Consider the following 17,648-nt stretch of genomic DNA (forward strand, 5'->3'; position numbering starts at 1 on the left):
CTTATAGCACCATTATGACTAGCGGCTGTAGTTCGGAGCCTCGCGCATGATGTGAACATCGTGCGGATGGCTTTCGCGCAGGCCAGCCCCTGTTATTTTCACCATCTTGGCTTGCTGCAGTGCAGGTATAGTCGGTGTGCCGCAATAGCCCATGCCGGCGCGAATGCCGCCTACCAATTGGTAGATCACCTCTGCCACCAGGCCTTTGTAAGCCACACGGCCCACGATGCCTTCCGGCACCAGTTTCTTGCTGTCTTTCTCGTTGCCCTGGAAGTAGCGGTCTTTCGAGCCTTCTTCCATCGCTTCGATCGAGCCCATGCCGCGGTAAGTCTTGAACTTGCGTCCTTCGTAGATGATCATCTCACCCGGAGCCTCTTCTGTGCCCGCCAGCAACGATCCGACCATCACCGTGCTCGCGCCTCCGGCCAGTGCTTTCACCACATCACCTGAGAACTTGATGCCACCGTCTGCAATAACCGGTACGCCGGTTCCTTGCAGGCCTCTGGCTGCCTCCATCACGGCAGAGAGCTGGGGTACGCCTATACCTGCAATCACGCGGGTGGTACAGATACTGCCTGGACCAACGCCCACTTTCACGGCATCGGCACCCGCATCGGCCAGCGCTTTTGCACCCTCGGCAGTGGCCACGTTACCGGCAATCACCTCCAGGTCCGGGAAGTTCTCTTTGATGTTGCGCACCACGTCGAGCACCCCTTTGGAGTGGCCGTGTGCCGTGTCCACGCTGATCACGTCCACACCGGCTTCCACCAGCGCCTTGATGCGGTCCATCACGTCAGGGGTCACACCCACGGCGGCACCTACGCGCAGGCGGCCGTGCTCATCTTTGCAGGCGAACGGGCGGTCCTTCTTCTTCAGGATATCTTTGTAGGTAATCAGTCCTACCAGTTTGCCGTTTTCGTCCACTACCGGCAGCTTCTCAATTTTGTACTGCTGCAGGATGTCTTCGGCTTTGGCCAGGTCTGTGCCTCTTGCAGCTGTGATCAGGTTTTCGCTGGTCATCACGGCCGTCACTTTCTGGGTCAGGTCTTTCTCGAAACGCAGGTCACGGTTGGTGATAATACCAGTCAGCTTGCCGTCGCCGTTTGTCACAGGTATACCACCAATCTTGTTCTCAACCATCAACTGTACGGCGTCGCCCAAGGTAGCCTCTTCGCTCAGCGTGATCGGGTCGAGGATCATGCCGCTTTCGGAGCGTTTCACTTTGCGCACCTGCTCTGCCTGCTTCTTGATCGACATGTTTTTATGGATGATGCCGATGCCTCCTTCCTGCGCCATCGAAATAGCCAGTTCAGACTCGGTTACAGTGTCCATAGCCGCCGAAAGCAGCGGAATATTAATGCGGATATTGCGTGTAAGCTGTGTGGAAGTATCGGTGTTGTGGGGGAGCACCTCGGAGTAGGCCGGGAGCAGAAGCACGTCGTCGTAGGTGAGTGCCTCAAATACAATTTTGGATTGATCTGCGATCATGGCAAATAAATTAGGGGTCCTTATTTGCCGCGTAAAATTACATAAATTAATCCGGATAATTTAGCAAGAGTTGTGAGAAAATTATTCAAAATCCGCTCCCGGGCTCCTAATCAAAATATTTTAAAATCCTAATGCGCCTACGGATGTAGCAAATAGAAAAACAACAAAAGGGAAGAGGAACAGCTTAAATCAGGCAAGTCCGGATAGGCTATACCTAGTAAACCCGCATCGTCGGATCGACCTGTGTGGCCCAGGCGTGGATGCCGCCTTTCAGGTTGAGGAGGTTGTCGTAGCCAAGGCGCTGCGTGAGGTAGTTGATGGCCTGTGCGCTGCGGAAGCCGTGGTGGCACACCATCACCACCGGCACGTCGCGGCGGATGCGGTTGACCTGTTTGGGCAGATCGCCTAAAGGTATAAGGTCGCCGCCCAGGTTGCAGATCGCAAACTCCTCCGGCTCACGCACATCCACAATCTGCAGTTCAGCGCTGCGGCCAAGTCTCTCCTTCAATTCCTGTGCTGTAATCTCGTCCATAGTCGTTGAGCTCGTGCCCGTGCTATACCCTGGGCTTTGGTGTTCTGGTTTCGATTTACAAACTTACCAACAATTTAGGCCAAAACATGGGCTTGCACAGGTATAGATGACAGATTTTTACAACAGTATGTTAGAGACATTGCAGGCCATGAGCCTGGTCGAGGTAATTGGCGTGATAACAGGTATAGCCGGGGTATGGCTGGCGGCCCGGCAAAGCATCTGGACCTGGCCCGTGAGTGTGGTAAGCGTAACGGCCTACGTATTTGTGTTTTACGAAGCACGTCTCTATGCCGACATGGGGCTGAACGCCTTTTTCATCATCACGAGTTTTTATGGCTGGTACGAGTGGATGTATGGCGGGAAAGGACATACCGAGCGAAAAGTAACCCAGGTGCAGCAGCGGGAGTTCTGGGTGATGGTAATGCTTGCGGTGGCGTTCACGGGGAGCCTAGGCTATTTCCTGGACAACTATACCAACGCCGACCTGTCCTATACCGACTCGGCCACCACCGCGGTGAGCCTGATGGCCTACTGGATGCAGGCCAAGAAGCGCCTCGAAAGCTGGCTGGTCTGGCTGGCTGTGGATGTCGTGTACATCGGGGTATTCACCTATAAGGAGCTATACCTGACTGCCCTGCTGTACGTTATCTTCCTGATTCTGGCTACGATGGGCTACTTTGACTGGAAGCGGGACATGGAAAAGGAGGCTGCAGCTCCTGTTACAAAGTGATTGTTGGAAATATCCTGTTTTATGTTTTTATCTTATGGTGTCATGGCATGGTTTGTGCCGTACATGAGTGTAGCTGAGGCAATAGTTGAATTTTAGTGCGCCAAAGTATGCGAGTACCTATGTTCCACGCTACAACGACACTATGTATGAAGAACCGCAAGATTGAATTGCCAGACGAACTGAAGTACGAGAACCGTATGAAGTGGGGCTATGAGTCCCCGGACGAAAGTCCTAAGCGCCTGTTGCTCCGTCAACACGGCGACCGGCACCCAAAGGAAGTAGAAGTGTATAATTTTTACGATTATAGCTTCACTGAGAATTAGGAGATACCTGTCTGACTAAACAGACAGTGAAAGAGTAAAGCGGGGGCGCATTCTGATGGATGTGCCCCCGCTTTTTTTGTGTAAATATGGGTCGGTGTTATACCTCCGTTTAGATAGCATTCGCCATGCCACGCTGTTGATCTACTGTTTATATGACAATCTTTTAGATAGCTAATAGAATTCAAGGTATAATCCTTTAAAGGCAACTCGTTTCCGGAGCAATACTTAGCCATGATATTCCATTCGACGGATGCCTATACCTTCAGAGAAGATACTTTATTAAGCAGCTATACTAGCTTTGAAATATTGCATGAAATAAACAGTAGGAGGCTGTTAAACAAGGCTGCCGCCGGTGGGGAAACCTGCTGGCGGCAGCTTTTTTGTGGCAGGCCCTACAATGGCGACTTTCAGTATAATTGCTATACCTTTGCGGTATGCTGAAAGTCGCCATCACAGGGCCTGAATCCACGGGCAAATCTACGCTGTCGCAGCAGTTGGCCGCGCACTATAACACGGTGTGGGTGCCGGAGTATGCCCGCACTTATATTGAGACACTGGATAGGGCCTATACCTTGCAGGACCTGGAGCAGATTGCCAAAGGGCAGCTGGCGCTGGAAGCCCGCATACAGGAAGAGGCAAACCGCATTTTGTTCGCCGACACCGACCTGCTGGTGATCAAGATCTGGAGTGAGCACGCCTTCGGTAAGTGCCCCGATTGGGTGCTGCAAAAACTAAAGCAGCAGGACTACAACCTTTACTTGCTTATGGGCGTTGATTTGCCCTGGGAGCCTGATCCGCAGCGGGAGCACCCACACTTGCGGCAGTACTTTTACGACTGGTACAAACGGGAACTGGAAGCGCTGCAGGTACCCTATCTGGAGATCAGCGGACAGCACGAAACCCGACTCGAAAAAGCGATCGGGCGTGTCGATGAACTGCTCCGGCAACATACCTAAACCTATACCTGGCCATGCTATACTATTTGCAGAATTATAACTTTAAGGTGGGCGTCGAGAGCAAAGGCGCCGAGTTGCAACACTTCGTCAAGCTCGACGAAGGGCTGGAGTTCATCTGGCATGCCGATCCGGAAATCTGGGGGAGCCACGCGCCCAATCTTTTCCCGATCGTGGGGGAACTGCCTGAAGGAACCTATACCTACGAAGACGAGATTTTTGCCCTGAAACGCCATGGTTTTGCACGGCATAAAGAATTTAAGCTGATCGAGGAGGAAGAGGACAAACTGGTGTTTGAGCTCGAAGATGACGAAGAGACCCTGCAGGTATATCCCTTCAAATTCAGGCTCCTGATCGCCTACAAACTCGAGAACAACAAACTGTCGGTCACTTACCAGGTGCTGAACCGCGATAAAAAGGGCATGTACTTTTCCATTGGCGGGCATCCGGGCTTCAACGTGCCCTTTTATGCAGGCGAGCAGTACGAAGACTATTTCATCGAGTTTGACAAAGAGGAAACCCTGCACCGCTACCTGCTCACCGATACAGGCCTGCAAAGCGGAGATACCGAAAAAGTGCTGGAGCATGACCGCGTGCTGCCCCTCAAGCACAGCTATTTCGAGAAGGACGCCCTGGTGTTCAAAAACCTGAATTCAGAGAAGTTGTCGTTGGGGAGTCGCACCAACCAGCGGCGCATCGAAATGACCTTTGAAGGGTTTCCATACCTGGGCATCTGGGCCAAGCCGGGACCATCGCCTTACGTGTGCATCGAGCCCTGGTGCGGTATAGCGGGTCGCGACGGAGAGTCCGGCGAAATCGATAAAAAGGAGGGCATCCACCTGCTCGGACCGATGCATGTGTTTGAGCGTACCTTCACGATGGAAATATTATAGCGCTAGCCAGCCTTATAAACCAAAAAGTCCCCTGCCGAATGGTCGAGCAGGGGACTTTTTAGTTTTATCCAGTTTCATTGTAAGGAAGGTTCTGGAAACTTGGGAACCTTGATGCGTCTCAGGTCATAGTGCGGTTCATAATCATTGATAGGCAATGATATGCCGGGTGGCAGGTCAAGATCTGGCAGATCGTCGCCTAGTGGCTCGCCTCCATCGTCGTCGTTATCAGTAGAGGAAGACCCTCTGAATTTCTTGCGTGGAGCGAAAGCGTAATATGCCAGTATCGTTAGCAACGCTAAAGTATACAGTAAGCTGATCATCATCACATTTCTTCTTTAACTCTCTCTAAAATTGGTACAGCTGGCCTCTCTTTCCGGTTAGGCCCGCCCCTTGGAAACGGGTGCCTGAAATTGTGCCTCATATTGTTTTCAACGTAGTTTGACCGCATGTGGTTATCGGCTTTTGATAAAATAAAATTGTACTTAACTGACTGATACAGTGGATTGGCCATTCTTTGCGGCATAGTACTTTGTTTTGATCAAAAAAGGGGTATACCTTTGCGTCAGTTTAGGGGTGCCTTATAACAACGGGCTGAGATCATACCCATTGAACCTGATCCGGGTAATGCCGGCGAAGGGAAAAACACGGGGAAACAATGTAAAGCAGGCTGCCGGCCCCAGGCAGTTCTGTATGTTTCATCTTATTCTTTTCTTACACACCAAATGAAAAAATTACTGATTGTGATGGCAGTCACGCTATTGCCATTGCAGTTGCTTGCCCAGTACAAACTGAGCGGGTACGTAACAGACGCTGCCAACAACGAGGCGCTGGCGGGAGCCACCGTGGTATTGGCAGGAACCACCACCGGTACAACCTCCGGTTCTGACGGCTTCTTCGAATTCCAGAACCTGCCTACGGGCAACTATACCCTTCGGGTGACCTTTTTAGGGTATGGACAGGCTGAGCGTCAGGTGAGGCTCTCCACTGATACCAATGTAAACATTACCTTGCAACAGGCCAGCCTCCGCACCGGCGAGGTAGTTGTCTCGGCCACCCGGGCCAACGAAAAGACGGGCACTACCTTTACCAACGTAGACCGCGAAGAGATACAGGCGCGAAACTTTGGCCAGGACCTGCCCTACCTGCTGGAACAAACCCCTTCGGTGGTGGTGAACTCCGATGCCGGGGCGGGCGTGGGCTATACCGGTATCCGCATCCGCGGCTCCGATATCACGCGCATCAACGTGACCATCAACGGTATACCTGTCAACGATGCCGAAAGCCACGGCACCTTCTTCGTGAACATGCCGGACCTGGGCTCTTCGGTGCAGGACATACAGGTGCAGCGCGGGGTGGGTACCTCAACCAACGGGGCAGGTGCCTTCGGGGCCAGCCTCAACATCCGCACGCTGGGCCTCAATAAGGATGCCTATGCCGAGGCAGTGAACGGCTACGGCTCTTTCAACACCTGGCGCCACAGCGTGTCCTTCGGCTCCGGCCTCATCAACGACAAGTTCACTTTCGACGGACGTCTTTCTAAAATATCCTCTGACGGGTATGTAGACAGAGCCTCTTCCGATCTGAAGTCTTATTACTTCGCGGGCGGCTACCATGGCAAAAAAGGTATGATCAAGTTTGTGACCTTCTCTGGCAAGGAGCAGACCTACCAGGCCTGGAACGGCGTGCCGGAAGACAAGCTGGAGACCGACCGCACCTATAACTCCCTGACCTACGACAACGAGACGGACAACTACCAGCAGGACCACTACCAGTTGCACTATTCGAAGGACCTGGCCAGCAGGCTGAACCTGGGCGGCGCGTTCTTCTATACCCGCGGTCGCGGCTATTACGAGCAGTTTAAGGATGATGAGAGGTTGTCGAAGTATGGCATCGCCCCTGTGGTGATCGGCGAAACCACCATCAGCCGCTCCGACATCATCCGCCAGAAATGGCTCGATAACCACTTCTACGGCGCTACCTACGCCCTCAACTATACCGACGAGGCAGGCAAACTAGAAGCGACCTTGGGTGGTGCCTGGAACAAGTATGACGGCGACCACTTCGGCGAGGTGATCTGGGCTCGCTACGCGGGCACCAGCAACATCCGCCACCGCTACTACGATAACACAGGCGTCAAGACCGACTTCAACATTTTCGGAAAAGTAACTTACCAGCTCAATGACAAGCTAGGGGTGTTTGGCGACCTGCAGTACCGCACGGTGGACTACAACATCGACGGCGTGGATGACAACAACGTGGATGTGACGACCCGGGCGAGCTTCCACTTCGTGAACCCGAAAGCGGGCGTTACCTATTCAGTGACCGATAACCAGACCGTGTACGCCTCCTATGCAGTGGGCAACCGCGAACCTGCCCGAAGCGATTTCACCGACACGCCGATGAACAACCAGGCCAACCGGGAAGGACTGACCGCCGAGACGCTCTATAACCTGGAGGCGGGCTACCGCCTGCGCGGCAATGGCCTTTCGCTCTTTGGCCAAAACCTGGGCTATACCATGGACGCCAACTACTTCTACATGGACTATGACAACCAACTGGTGCTGACCGGCCAGCTGAATGATGTGGGGGCTCCGCTGCGCACCAACATCAAAGACAGTTACCGCACAGGTATAGAACTAGCGGGTGCCGTTCGGCTGAACGACGCGGTGGAACTGAGAAGCAACCTGACGCTGAGCCGCAACAAGATCCGGAACTACACGGAGACCGTGTATGTGTATGACGAGGACTACAATGTAGAGAACACCCTCCAGAACGATTACAGCGAAACGGATATCTCTTTCTCTCCGGCTGTGGTGTCGGCGCACCAACTCGAGGTGCAGCCAATCAAAGGCTTCCGGACAGCCTTGCTTTACAAAACGGTTAGCAAGCAGTACCTCGACAACACTGCCAGCGAAGATCGCATGCTCAAAGGCTACCAGGTGATGGACCTGCGCCTGCGCTATACCTTGAAACCAGCTTTCATGCGGGAGGTGGAAGTGGCCCTGTTGGTCAACAACCTGCTCAACAAGAAGTACGAAGCTAACGGCTATACCTTCAGTGAGCAGTATGCAGGTGATCCAACCCGCTACGACTACAATTACTACTACCCGCAGGCCACCCGCAACTTCCTGTTGTCTGTCGGCTTAAAATTTTAGCATAGATTGATTTTTTAAAGGCCCTGCCAGTTGGCGGGGCTTTTTTTATTGTCTAACCTCCACACTGTTTGTCTAAATAGAGTATGCTCAGCCATTCAACAATTTAACTAACCTTCGCCTCCTGATTCTGACAATTGATTTTAAATTTTATATTTGCAGGTAACCCTTACCTTAAAAACAAAAAAAGCTATGGCCTACGAATCATCAGGAGCTCCTGACTACTATAATATCGACGACCTACTGACCGAAGAGCATATTCTTATCCGACAGACCCTACGCGACTTTGTGAAGCGTGAGATTTCCCCGAACATCGAGCAGTGGGCGCAGGACGCGCATTTCCCTTCTGAGATCGTGAAGAAATTCGGTGAGGTAGGTGCTTTCGGCCCGACTATACCTGCCGAGTACGGCGGTGGCGGCCTGGACTACATCAGCTACGGCATCATCATGCAGGAGATCGAGCGTGGGGACTCCGGCATGCGCTCTACAGCTTCCGTGCAGGGCTCGTTGGTGATGTATCCAATCTATGCGTACGGCTCGGAGGAGCAGCGCAAAAAGTACCTACCCAAACTGGCCAGTGGTGAGTGGCTGGGCTGCTTTGGCCTGACAGAGCCAGACCACGGATCCAATCCAGGCGGCATGACGACCAACATCAAGGACATGGGTGACCACTACCTGCTCAACGGCGCTAAGATGTGGATCTCTAACTCACCTGAGAGCCAGGTGGCCGTGGTGTGGGCCAAGAACGAAGAAGGCCGCATCAAAGGGCTGATCGTGGAGCGCGGCATGGAGGGCTTCTCGACACCGGAAATCCACAACAAATGGAGCCTGCGCGCCAGCTGCACCGGCGAACTGGTGTTCGACAACGTGAAAGTGCCAAAAGAAAACCTTCTGCCAAACGTGGAAGGCCTGCGCGGTCCGCTCGGCTGCCTTGATTCTGCCCGTTATGGCATCGCCTGGGGAGCCATTGGCGTTGCGATCGATTGCTATGAGTCCGCACGCAAGTACGCCATGGAGCGTATACAGTTCGATAAGCCGATTGCCGCTTTCCAGCTCACACAGAAGAAACTGGCCGAAATGCTCACTGAAATCACCAAAGCGCAACTATTGGCTTGGCGACTGGGCACCTTGAAAAACGAAGGCAAAGCCACTTCGCAGCAGATTTCGATGGCCAAGCGCAACAACGTAGACATGGCCCTGCACATCGCCCGCGAGGCACGTCAGATCCACGGCGGCATGGGCATTACGGGCGAGTACCCAATTATGCGCCATATGATGAACCTGGAGTCGGTGATCACCTACGAAGGCACGCACGACATCCACCTGCTCATTACTGGAGCGGACATCACAGGTATACCAGCATTCAAATAGGCTTTACTTCAAATCTGCCCTATAAACGGGAGGAGAAGGACAGGTATAAAAAGGCAGCTACGCAAGTGGCTGCCTTTGCTTTTTCCGCAGACCTCGCGGTGTGCGCGGTTCCCCTTAGTGTTTTACAGTCTGGATTAGGCAGCGGTGCATAAGAAAATGCACCAGAAGAAGAATCAGGTATAGGTATAGGTATAGGTATAGGTATAGGTATAGGTATAGGTATAGGTATAGGTATAGGTATAGGTATAGGTATAGGTATAGGTATAGGTATGCGGGGCAATCAGATTATTCTCCCCGTTCCCAGAACTCCTCCCGGCTTCTGCCGCCAGGATTATACCGCATCATGTCCTTCCAGAGCCGGTCGAACTCGTCGCTGTAATCCTGTACGATGCTTGGGTTATCGGTGATCAGGATGTTCTCGTGGTTGTACAGGGCGGCGCTGCGCGTCCAGTTGTAGCTGCCGGTCAGTACACGTGTTCCATCAAAAATGGCGAACTTGTGGTGCATGTGGTTGCGTGTCTTATCAATGCGCACCTCCAGTCCCCGGGCAGCAAGCTCCTGTATGTCTGAGCCCGCGTCGTGCAGCTTGTCGTTGTCCGTCATGATCTTGATGGCGACACCCCGCCGGTGTGCCCGCACAATAGCGTCTGAAATCCGGTTGTCGCTGATCGTAAACACGCATATCTTTACACTTTCCTCGGCTTCGTCCATGCAGGTGATGATGGCGTTGAGGCAGTCGTCGCCTGGGCTGAAGAAGGCGTGGCTGGTAACTTTCGGGTAATGGCTATGCATAGTGTGTTTCTTTGGAATCTGTAAGGTACCACAGTCAGGGCATATTCTTCGATGAATTCGTCTTTTTGCTAACTATATTAGATTTATGGCGAATTGTTATAAAATAATTAGCAAAATTTAGTAAATTCGTCTGCAGAAATGGAGCGAAAGCCGCGCCGAAACTGTTACCTTTAGGTATAGCAGAAAGCGCTAAATCAGATAGCATTTTTTATGAGAGAAGATTATCTCACCGGTGGTAATGACTACATGACGCCGGCTGAAAAAGACATTGACAAAGCCCTCCGTCCCCTCAGCTTTGCCGACTTCACAGGGCAGGCCAAGGTGGTGGAGAACCTCAAAATATTTGTGCTGGCAGCCAAAAACCGTGGTGAGGCACTGGACCACGTGTTGCTGCACGGCCCTCCCGGCCTGGGCAAGACCACGCTCTCGCACATCATCGCCTCGGAGCTGGATGCAGGCATCAAAATGACCTCAGGCCCGGTGTTGGACAAGCCCAGTGACCTGGCCGGCCTGCTGACCAACCTCGATCCGAACGATGTACTGTTCATTGACGAGATACACCGCCTTAACCCGATTGTGGAGGAGTACCTGTACTCGGCAATGGAAGACTATAAGATCGACATTATGCTCGACTCCGGTCCGAATGCGCGCTCTGTGCAGATCAGTTTGAACCCTTTTACGCTGATTGGTGCTACGACACGTTCCGGTTTGCTGACAGCGCCACTGCGTGCTCGTTTCAGCATTAACAGCCGCCTGGAGTACTACGATGCTGAACTGCTTACTTCGATTGTGAAGCGTTCCTCGGCTTTGCTGGGTGCGCCTATACACGAGGATGCTGCTTTCGAAATTGCCCGCCGTAGCCGGGGCACGCCGCGTATTGCCAACAACCTGCTGCGCCGTACCCGTGACTTCGCCCAGGTAAAAAGCAATGGCACCATTGATGTGGAGATCGCACGTTTCGCACTGGCTGCCCTGGACGTAGACCACAATGGCCTCGACGACATGGACAAGCGCATCCTGTCCTGCATCATCGATAAGTACAAAGGCGGTCCGGTAGGTATATCCACCATTGCAACGGCCTGTGGCGAAGAAGCAGAGACGATTGAGGAGGTATACGAGCCGTTCCTGATCCAGGAAGGCTATATCAAGCGCACCGCCCGTGGACGTGAAGCTACGGAAGCTGCTTACCGCCACCTCGGTAAAGTACCGCCGCAGCAGGTCGTGTCAGGCGGTCTGTTCGACCAAGCTGAATAAATTTGTTTGTGATATGTGAAAAAAGCAGGCTGCAGGCCTGCTTTTTTGTTTTTAAGGATATTGCTATACCTGATTTTACTCTGTCTTCTTTATCTCTGCGATCACCTCTATCTCCAGAATAGTGTCCTCTTCGAACAGCCTCGATACCTGCACCCACGTGGCAGCCGGGGTATGAGCGCCGTAGTACTTCTTCCGTATTGGCTGACTTTTCTTAGCCGCCTCTATGTCTGTGGCGTACAAATTTTCCTTTACCACATGTGTCAGATCAAGGCCATATTGTTTCATCGTCAGTTCAATGGTTTTGTACACACGCTCCATCGCCTCGTCCATGGTGCTCTTGCCAACCGTGCCTGACAAGTATAGCATGTTGCCGCTGCGGTAGGCCTGGGCGTAATTCCACTCCTGTTCGCCCGCGGGGTGTAGGTGGTATACCTTGCCGTTCTGCAGTTTTTGGCCTTGTGCCTGTGCGCCATACGCAAAGCCCATCAGCAGGGCGATAGCTAAAAAGATGCTCTTTTTCATAGTTGTCGTTTTTAAATTTCTATAGTTATACCTAAGAGTGTGCCAACAGAAAAAAGTGCCTTCTGCGTAGCCTGGAGCTTGTTTGGTGAAGTAGTAGGGCAGGTATACCTGTTCTGAATAGTACAGCACTGTCCATAATCGGACGTAGCGGGGCGTGCAAAACCGGGAGGAAGGTATAGCGGAAGCAAAATAGATTCGAATCGGATTTATTTCTCCGTAATTTTGTTCTTCTCCAGGTATAGCTATACCTGAGCGACACCCAGATTTTGAACAAAGCACAGCACACATACCTCATCAAGCAGAAAGCGCAGGAACTGGGCTTCATGTACTGCGGCGTCTCCAAGGCAGACTTTCTGGAAGAGGAGGCCCCGCGGCTGGAGAACTGGCTGAAGCAGAACATGCACGGGCAGATGCACTACATGGAAAACCACTTCGACAAGCGCCTTGACCCGCGCCTGCTCGTGGAAGGGGCCAAATCGGTGGTGTCGCTGCTACTCAACTATTATCCGGAGAAAGAAAACCAGCAGACTGGCGAAGACACCTACAAAGTTTCAAAGTACGCCTATGGCACCGATTACCATTTCGTGATCAAGGACAAGCTGAAGACGCTGCTGCAGTACATTAACGAGGAGATAGGAGAGGTGGGCGGCCGCTGCTTCGTGGACTCGGCGCCGGTGCTCGACAAGGCCTGGGCCAAAAAAAGTGGATTGGGCTGGGTGGGCAAGAACTCGAACCTGATCGCCCCGCAGGTGGGTAGCTTCTTCTTCATTGCCGAACTGATCATTGACCTGGAGCTGGAACACGACGGGCCGATCAAAGACTACTGCGGCTCCTGCACCCGCTGCCTCGATGCCTGCCCAACCGACGCGATTGTGGCGCCCTATGTGGTAGACGGCAGCAAGTGCATCTCGTATTTCACCATCGAGCTAAAAGACCAACTGCCACAGGAAATGCATGGGAAGTTTGGCAACTGGATTTTCGGCTGCGACATCTGCCAGGATGTGTGCCCCTGGAACCGGTTCAGCAAGCCGCACCAGGAACCTGCCTTTGAGGCGCACCCACAGCTGAAGGAAATGAAGAAGTCGGACTGGGAGGAAATCACACAGGAGGTCTTTTCGCAGCTGTTCAAAAAATCAGCTGTGAAACGAACAGGCTACAACGGTTTGCTACGCAATATACGTTTTGTGGAGCAAAGCCCCGGCTCTTAGACCTGAGCTCTGGAGAAGACCTTGTTCAGCACGTAAAGGTACATCTCCGAAAATTTTTCATAGCACCATTGTTTCAGCTGCTTGAGTTCCTCGGGAATCAGCACTTTAAAGGCTTTTCTCAATTCTTTCTCAAACAGCATTTTGTCGAAGCTCACCTTCAACAAGATCGTTTTAACGTACTCCAGCATTATTGTTATGGGTATTTCGGTATTGTAATCTGATATACGAAACTAACCTAAAAAGTTGATTCAGGTTTGAATAATTTGTAATATTTTAAGTTAATTAACTGATTCTGAATCACAATTCCCGAGTAGGTTTGGTAACGCAGCACTAGCAGAACGCTCAAAACAAGCCTGTATTTTACAAAAATGCCCATCAAGACCCTAGGCGGGGTAAAAGACAAATTCCTGAAAATTGGACTATAATATTACCGTGTATAGCGGCAAGAATTATTAAATTTGCTATTATACCTCAATCATGCGCCTGACCTTTTTACTTGTGCTGCTATACCTGTCTGTAATGGTGCCCGCTTTTGGGCAGCAGGCCCGCATTGAGTTGGGGAAAAGTCCGCTGCCCATCAACACCTACTTCACGGTTTCCATCCGGCTGCAGGACCAGCAACTCAAGGATTATTCCCCGTTTCCGGAGATAGAAGGCTTCAAAAAAAGCAACCGGTTTTCGTCTACCAAAACTGTCATAGCAGGAGGCAAGACCACCACCGTGCTCACCGTTACCCAAAACTACGCCGCCCTGGCCGAAGGGGAGTACGAACTCAAGCCGTTTACCATGACGGTGAACGGGCAGGTGCTGAAGTCGAGCGGCATGAAGATCAAGGTGGGGCCGATGGCTGCTGTCAGTCCTAAAGAGCCGGAGTTGGTTATACCTGAGCAGCCGGAGCAGGGCGAGGAGCAGCCCCAGGAGTACGTGGACGAGGAGGATAACGCCTTCCTGACGCTCTACACCGATAAGAAAGAGGTATACGTAGGCGAGGGACTGAACATCGTGCTGTACTTTTATCTGGCCGAAGCCGATCAGCGACTCTTGGACTTCCATGATTTCGGCAACCAAATAACGGGCATACTACGGCAACTGAAACAACCGAACGCTTGGGAGGAAGTGTTCGAAATAGACGAAGTAACGCCGGAGCAGGTGGTGGTACAGGGCGAGCCATACCTGCGTTTCAGGCTGTACGAAGCCGTGCTATACCCGCTCACAACTGAGCCGCTGCGCTTCCCCAAACTATCCCTGCGCATGCTCAAATACAAAGTGGCCGTAAACCCGACGCTGCTCGAAGACAGGATGGAAGGCTACAAGACCTTCTTTGCCCGGGAGCGCATCATACCTGTGAAAGAGCTGCCGCCGCACCCATTGCGCGATGTGGTGCCGGTCGGGGAGTATACTTTGCGCGAGGGACTGTCGGGCAAGTCGGTGCCGCTGAACAAAAGCTTCCGGTATATGTTTGAGCTGGAAGGGGAGGGCAACCTGGCCGCCCTCATGCCGCCAAGCCCGTCTACCACCGGCACACTCGACTTTTACCCTCCCGATATGCAGCAGGATATAACGCTGCGCGCCGGGCGTGTGCAGGGCGTCAAGCGCTTTACCTACTCGGTGCTGGGCCGCGTGCCGGGCACCTACAACCTGGCCAACGACTTCCGTTGGATCTACTTCAACCCAGTCACCGCCACCTACGACACGCTACAGTCTGAGCTGAGCGTGACGGTAACAGGTATAGCCGAGGCAGACAACATGGTGCTGGCCCGCGACCTGGGGCCTTTTTACAAAATCATCGAAAACGAAGACCATACCCTCGTCAGTCTTTACCAGGAGAAAGTCATCAAGCGTTATACCAACATCGTCCTGCTGGTGCTGCTGGCTCTGTCAGGGTTCATCTTCCTAAAGTATCGGAACATCAAATGAGCAATTCATACGGTAAGATTTTCAAAATCACCACCTTTGGCGAGTCGCATGGTGCGGCAGTAGGCGTGATCGTGGATGGTTGCCCTGCAGGGCTGGAGATCACCACAGAAGAAATACAACGGGCCCTGGACCGCCGCCGGCCCGGGCAGTCTGACATCACGACTCCCCGCAAAGAAGAAGATAAAGTCACGATCCTGTCCGGTGTGTTTGAAGGCAGAACGACCGGCACTCCCATTGCCATGGTGGTGGGCAACAAAGACCAGGCAAGCCACGACTACTCGCATGTGGCCCAGGCTTTCCGTCCCTCACATGCCGACTATACCTACACCGCCAAGTATGGCCTGCGCGACCATCGTGGCGGCGGCCGCAGCTCGGCCCGCGAAACCGTGGCGCGTGTGGCAGCGGGCGCTTTGGCAGCAAAACTATTGCAATTTTATGGTATCCAGGTGCGCTCCTATGTGTCACAGGTGGGAAGCATCAATGTGCGCAAGCCCTATACCAAACTTGACCTGACCCAGATCGACTCGAACAAGGTGCGCTGCCCCGATGGCAAAACAGCTGCCCGCATGATCGGTCTGATAGAGGACGCACGGGACAGTTTGGATACCATTGGCGGCGTGGTGAGCTGCGTGGTGCAGGGTGTTCCGGTTGGGCTGGGAGAGCCTGTGTTCGACAAGCTGCACGCTGAACTAGGCAAAGCCATGCTGAGCATCAACGCCGTGAAAGGCTTTGAGTACGGCAGTGGTTTTGAGGGGGTGAAGCTGCGCGGCTCCGAGCACAACGACCAGTTCTATACCGACGAGCAAGGCCAGGTGCGCACGCGTACCAACCACTCCGGCGGTATACAGGGCGGCATCAGCAACGGGCAGGACATTTACTTCAATGTAGCCTTTAAACCGGTTGCTACCATTCTGCAGCCGCAGCAAACCATAAACGACGCCGGCGAGGCGATCACCCTGCAGGGCAAAGGCCGCCACGACCCCTGTGTGCTGCCGCGTGCGGTGCCTATTGTAGATGCCATGGCCGCGCTCGTGCTGGCTGATTTTCTGCTGCGGCAGCGCGCTAACAGGCTGACTCCCTGAAATGTGTTGCCGCTATAGCCAAATTTGATTATATTTGTTAATAGTGATGGTAAGCGGCCTAAACATATCCAGCTGTATCAGGACTAGCCTGATAGCCGTCGTACTGCTCGTCGTTTTTGTGTGTGACGGGCATGCGGCATCTGTCCGTGGCTCCATACCTCAACTCCCTTCTTTTTCTGTATGCGTTACAGATGCGGCTGATGAAACGGGCTATACCCTTTTAAAGGGGAAGCAAGGCATCTCTCAGGATGCTAACACACCTTCGGGTCTTTTCTATGGTAAGAAGAAAGCAGGAGCGGCCCTGAGAAGCGTTGCCTTTGCTGTTCCTACGCATGAAACTATCCCTCAGGAGGCTGCCAAAATCTACAGAGGCGGCTGCTATATCAAGTACTTTTACCGCTCTATCCAGCCCCAGGCCCCTTAGTAAGCCTACCTCTCCACTAGCACCCATTCTTTCCCAGAGCAAGCGCACCTGATCAGCAGGTATGTGCTACGCTTCATTTGCGTCCTCAACAGGACTGCATCATGGCCCCACTGCGCGCTTTGCAAGCGTTTGCCTGAGAGCATGCTTTTCATGCGTGCTCGTCTATACCTATTGTTTTTGTTCAACTGCTGTTATGCTGCAGCATTATGTACATACTTCTTAATTCCCTTTATCATATGAATAACGATTCAACTTTGATCAATCTGGAGGACTTAGCAACCTGGCCTCAGGAAATACTGGATTACGTAAACCCGAATATCGCCCGGATCAGTCAGGAGCGTGAGCTCGAGCTAGCAAAAAACCTGGAGGGCAAGAGCTGGCTTTCGGCCATACCGGACTCGATCTATCTTCAGGCCCAGCAGCAGCTGGCAGGTATCTTGCGTCATTACTCCATCAAATCCTATCACTGCACCAGACTGGTCTCTCCAGAGAAAGTGCTCCAGAAGGGCTTGCAGCCACTCAGCCTGAAAACCCTGAAGGCAGGGCTAAAGAATATGTCCACGATCCTGCCGTCGTCTGCAGAAAGTATAGAGGCGGAGCTGGAGTTGATCAATTATATCAAGAGTAGCGCCTTTGAAAGCCAGGAGGGAATGGTGTGGGTATACCTGACGGAAAAGCAGACGCAGCAGTACGACTGCCAGGACCTGCTGGAGTTTTACGGAGGCCGTACTCTGCGAGCTGCTTTGCACAACAAGCGTTATAAGTTCTATCCGATTCTCAAGCGCCTAGGAGCCCCGGCTGTCATTGCCTGCCGCGTTCCGATAGCAGATGCGACAGACTGCCAGGTCGCAGAGCTGGCCAAACAGATGCTGGACTATCTACTGGATGATGCGAAAGGATATGCAACTCGCTCAGTCATGGGGGAGCTGTCGATTAACAGTGCGATACCTGCAGCCAATATCATCGAAATTCAGGAACAGCTGCAGCATGCCTGACAGACACCACCA

Annotated in this window: 17 protein-coding genes and 1 riboswitch; of the genes, 11 read left to right on the plus strand and 6 right to left on the minus strand. The window is 52.7% G+C overall.

Annotation, left to right across the window (positions count from 1 at the left end; genetic code table 11):
- Positions 1-18: 18 nt before the first annotated feature.
- Together guaB and B0B12_RS12670 are read right to left on the minus strand one after the other, a co-directional pair.
- A complete protein-coding gene (gene guaB / locus B0B12_RS12665; RefSeq protein WP_076669357.1) occupies positions 19-1,488 on the minus strand; it encodes an IMP dehydrogenase in 1,470 nt (489 codons plus the stop codon).
- Between the two features lie 214 nt (positions 1,489-1,702).
- Complete coding sequence (locus B0B12_RS12670; RefSeq protein WP_076669358.1) at positions 1,703-2,020, minus strand: rhodanese-like domain-containing protein; 318 nt, start codon at positions 2,018-2,020, stop codon at positions 1,703-1,705.
- A gap of 127 nt (positions 2,021-2,147) precedes the next feature.
- Between B0B12_RS12670 and pnuC the strand changes: the two genes are divergently transcribed.
- The 6 genes from pnuC (at position 2,148) to B0B12_RS12705 (ending at position 9,442) form a co-directional block, all read left to right on the plus strand.
- A complete protein-coding gene (pnuC, locus tag B0B12_RS12675) occupies positions 2,148-2,750 on the plus strand; it encodes a nicotinamide riboside transporter PnuC (RefSeq protein ID WP_244554698.1) in 603 nt (200 codons plus the stop codon).
- Positions 2,751-2,896: 146 nt separating this feature from the next.
- On the plus strand, positions 2,897-3,073 hold the full coding sequence (locus B0B12_RS20355; RefSeq protein WP_170871858.1) for a hypothetical protein: 177 nt from the start codon (positions 2,897-2,899) through the stop codon (positions 3,071-3,073).
- Positions 3,074-3,507: 434 nt separating this feature from the next.
- Positions 3,508-4,029: an AAA family ATPase gene (locus B0B12_RS12680; RefSeq protein WP_076669361.1), complete on the plus strand. Its 522-nt coding sequence runs from the start codon at positions 3,508-3,510 to the stop codon at positions 4,027-4,029.
- Positions 4,030-4,043: 14 nt separating this feature from the next.
- Positions 4,044-4,919, plus strand: a complete 876-nt coding sequence (locus tag B0B12_RS12685) for an aldose 1-epimerase family protein (protein ID WP_076669362.1) — start codon at positions 4,044-4,046, stop codon at positions 4,917-4,919.
- A 559-nt stretch (positions 4,920-5,478) separates the two neighbouring features.
- Positions 5,479-5,576, plus strand: a riboswitch (TPP riboswitch).
- 65 nt (positions 5,577-5,641) lie between these two features.
- The gene (locus B0B12_RS12700) at positions 5,642-8,074 is read left to right on the plus strand and encodes a TonB-dependent receptor (protein WP_076669366.1); all 2,433 of its coding nucleotides are present in this window, start codon (positions 5,642-5,644) and stop codon (positions 8,072-8,074) included.
- A gap of 189 nt (positions 8,075-8,263) precedes the next feature.
- Positions 8,264-9,442 (plus strand): acyl-CoA dehydrogenase family protein, encoded by a 1,179-nt coding sequence (locus B0B12_RS12705; protein WP_076670333.1) that lies wholly within the window; start codon positions 8,264-8,266, stop codon positions 9,440-9,442.
- A gap of 19 nt (positions 9,443-9,461) precedes the next feature.
- On the opposite strand, the gene B0B12_RS20115 is transcribed toward B0B12_RS12705, so the two are convergent.
- Both B0B12_RS20115 and B0B12_RS12710 read right to left on the minus strand, forming a co-directional pair.
- Positions 9,462-9,722 (minus strand): hypothetical protein, encoded by a 261-nt coding sequence (locus B0B12_RS20115; RefSeq protein ID WP_139337798.1) that lies wholly within the window; start codon positions 9,720-9,722, stop codon positions 9,462-9,464.
- Positions 9,723-9,727: 5 nt separating this feature from the next.
- On the minus strand, positions 9,728-10,234 hold the full coding sequence (locus B0B12_RS12710) for a phospholipase D-like domain-containing protein (RefSeq protein ID WP_076669367.1): 507 nt from the start codon (positions 10,232-10,234) through the stop codon (positions 9,728-9,730).
- A 210-nt stretch (positions 10,235-10,444) separates the two neighbouring features.
- Between B0B12_RS12710 and ruvB the strand changes: the two genes are divergently transcribed.
- Positions 10,445-11,488 (plus strand): Holliday junction branch migration DNA helicase RuvB, encoded by a 1,044-nt coding sequence (gene ruvB, locus B0B12_RS12715; RefSeq protein WP_076669368.1) that lies wholly within the window; start codon positions 10,445-10,447, stop codon positions 11,486-11,488.
- A gap of 75 nt (positions 11,489-11,563) precedes the next feature.
- Here the strand turns inward: ruvB and B0B12_RS20360 are convergent, their stop codons facing one another.
- A complete protein-coding gene (locus tag B0B12_RS20360) occupies positions 11,564-12,010 on the minus strand; it encodes a RidA family protein (RefSeq protein ID WP_076669370.1) in 447 nt (148 codons plus the stop codon).
- 266 nt (positions 12,011-12,276) lie between these two features.
- Between B0B12_RS20360 and queG the strand changes: the two genes are divergently transcribed.
- The gene (gene queG / locus B0B12_RS12725; RefSeq protein ID WP_076669371.1) at positions 12,277-13,218 is read left to right on the plus strand and encodes a tRNA epoxyqueuosine(34) reductase QueG; all 942 of its coding nucleotides are present in this window, start codon (positions 12,277-12,279) and stop codon (positions 13,216-13,218) included.
- Here the strand turns inward: queG and B0B12_RS12730 are convergent.
- Positions 13,215-13,406, minus strand: a complete 192-nt coding sequence (locus tag B0B12_RS12730; protein ID WP_076669372.1) for a hypothetical protein — start codon at positions 13,404-13,406, stop codon at positions 13,215-13,217. The genes queG and B0B12_RS12730 overlap by 4 nt on opposite strands.
- Before the next feature lie 289 nt (positions 13,407-13,695).
- Between B0B12_RS12730 and B0B12_RS12735 the strand changes: the two genes are divergently transcribed.
- The 3 genes from B0B12_RS12735 to B0B12_RS12750 all read left to right on the plus strand — a co-directional run bounded on the left by B0B12_RS12735 (position 13,696) and on the right by B0B12_RS12750 (position 17,636).
- Positions 13,696-15,135 carry a BatD family protein gene (locus tag B0B12_RS12735; protein ID WP_076669373.1) on the plus strand — a complete coding sequence of 480 codons (1,440 nt, stop codon included), beginning with the start codon at positions 13,696-13,698 and terminating at the stop codon, positions 15,133-15,135.
- A complete protein-coding gene (gene aroC / locus B0B12_RS12740) occupies positions 15,132-16,217 on the plus strand; it encodes a chorismate synthase (protein ID WP_076669374.1) in 1,086 nt (361 codons plus the stop codon). Before B0B12_RS12735 ends, aroC begins: the two co-directional genes overlap by 4 nt.
- Positions 16,218-16,877: 660 nt before the next feature.
- Entirely contained in the window at positions 16,878-17,636 is a 759-nt protein-coding gene (locus B0B12_RS12750; RefSeq protein ID WP_076669377.1) for a hypothetical protein, read from the plus strand.
- Positions 17,637-17,648 lie beyond the last annotated feature (12 nt).

Origin of the sequence: Pontibacter indicus, from assembly GCF_900156345.1 — a bacterium.
Lineage (GTDB): Bacteria > Bacteroidota > Bacteroidia > Cytophagales > Hymenobacteraceae > Pontibacter > Pontibacter indicus.

Bases quoted from the DNA above. Each gene is read 5' to 3' on its own strand.
- B0B12_RS12750 (WP_076669377.1), top strand. From the start codon at position 16,878: ATGAATAACGATTCAACTTTGATCAATCTGGAGGACTTAGCAACCTGG.
- guaB (WP_076669357.1), bottom strand. From the start codon at position 1,488: ATGATCGCAGATCAATCCAAAATTGTATTTGAGGCACTCACCTACGAC.
- B0B12_RS12705 (WP_076670333.1), top strand. From the start codon at position 8,264: ATGGCCTACGAATCATCAGGAGCTCCTGACTACTATAATATCGACGAC.
- B0B12_RS12670 (WP_076669358.1), bottom strand. From the start codon at position 2,020: ATGGACGAGATTACAGCACAGGAATTGAAGGAGAGACTTGGCCGCAGC.
- B0B12_RS12730 (WP_076669372.1), bottom strand. From the start codon at position 13,406: ATGCTGGAGTACGTTAAAACGATCTTGTTGAAGGTGAGCTTCGACAAA.
- pnuC (WP_244554698.1), top strand. From the start codon at position 2,148: ATGTTAGAGACATTGCAGGCCATGAGCCTGGTCGAGGTAATTGGCGTG.
- B0B12_RS12680 (WP_076669361.1), top strand. From the start codon at position 3,508: ATGCTGAAAGTCGCCATCACAGGGCCTGAATCCACGGGCAAATCTACG.
- ruvB (WP_076669368.1), top strand. From the start codon at position 10,445: ATGAGAGAAGATTATCTCACCGGTGGTAATGACTACATGACGCCGGCT.
- B0B12_RS12700 (WP_076669366.1), top strand. From the start codon at position 5,642: ATGAAAAAATTACTGATTGTGATGGCAGTCACGCTATTGCCATTGCAG.
- aroC (WP_076669374.1), top strand. From the start codon at position 15,132: ATGAGCAATTCATACGGTAAGATTTTCAAAATCACCACCTTTGGCGAG.
- B0B12_RS12710 (WP_076669367.1), bottom strand. From the start codon at position 10,234: ATGCATAGCCATTACCCGAAAGTTACCAGCCACGCCTTCTTCAGCCCA.
- B0B12_RS12685 (WP_076669362.1), top strand. From the start codon at position 4,044: ATGCTATACTATTTGCAGAATTATAACTTTAAGGTGGGCGTCGAGAGC.
- B0B12_RS20360 (WP_076669370.1), bottom strand. From the start codon at position 12,010: ATGAAAAAGAGCATCTTTTTAGCTATCGCCCTGCTGATGGGCTTTGCG.
- B0B12_RS12735 (WP_076669373.1), top strand. From the start codon at position 13,696: ATGCGCCTGACCTTTTTACTTGTGCTGCTATACCTGTCTGTAATGGTG.
- B0B12_RS20355 (WP_170871858.1), top strand. From the start codon at position 2,897: ATGAAGAACCGCAAGATTGAATTGCCAGACGAACTGAAGTACGAGAAC.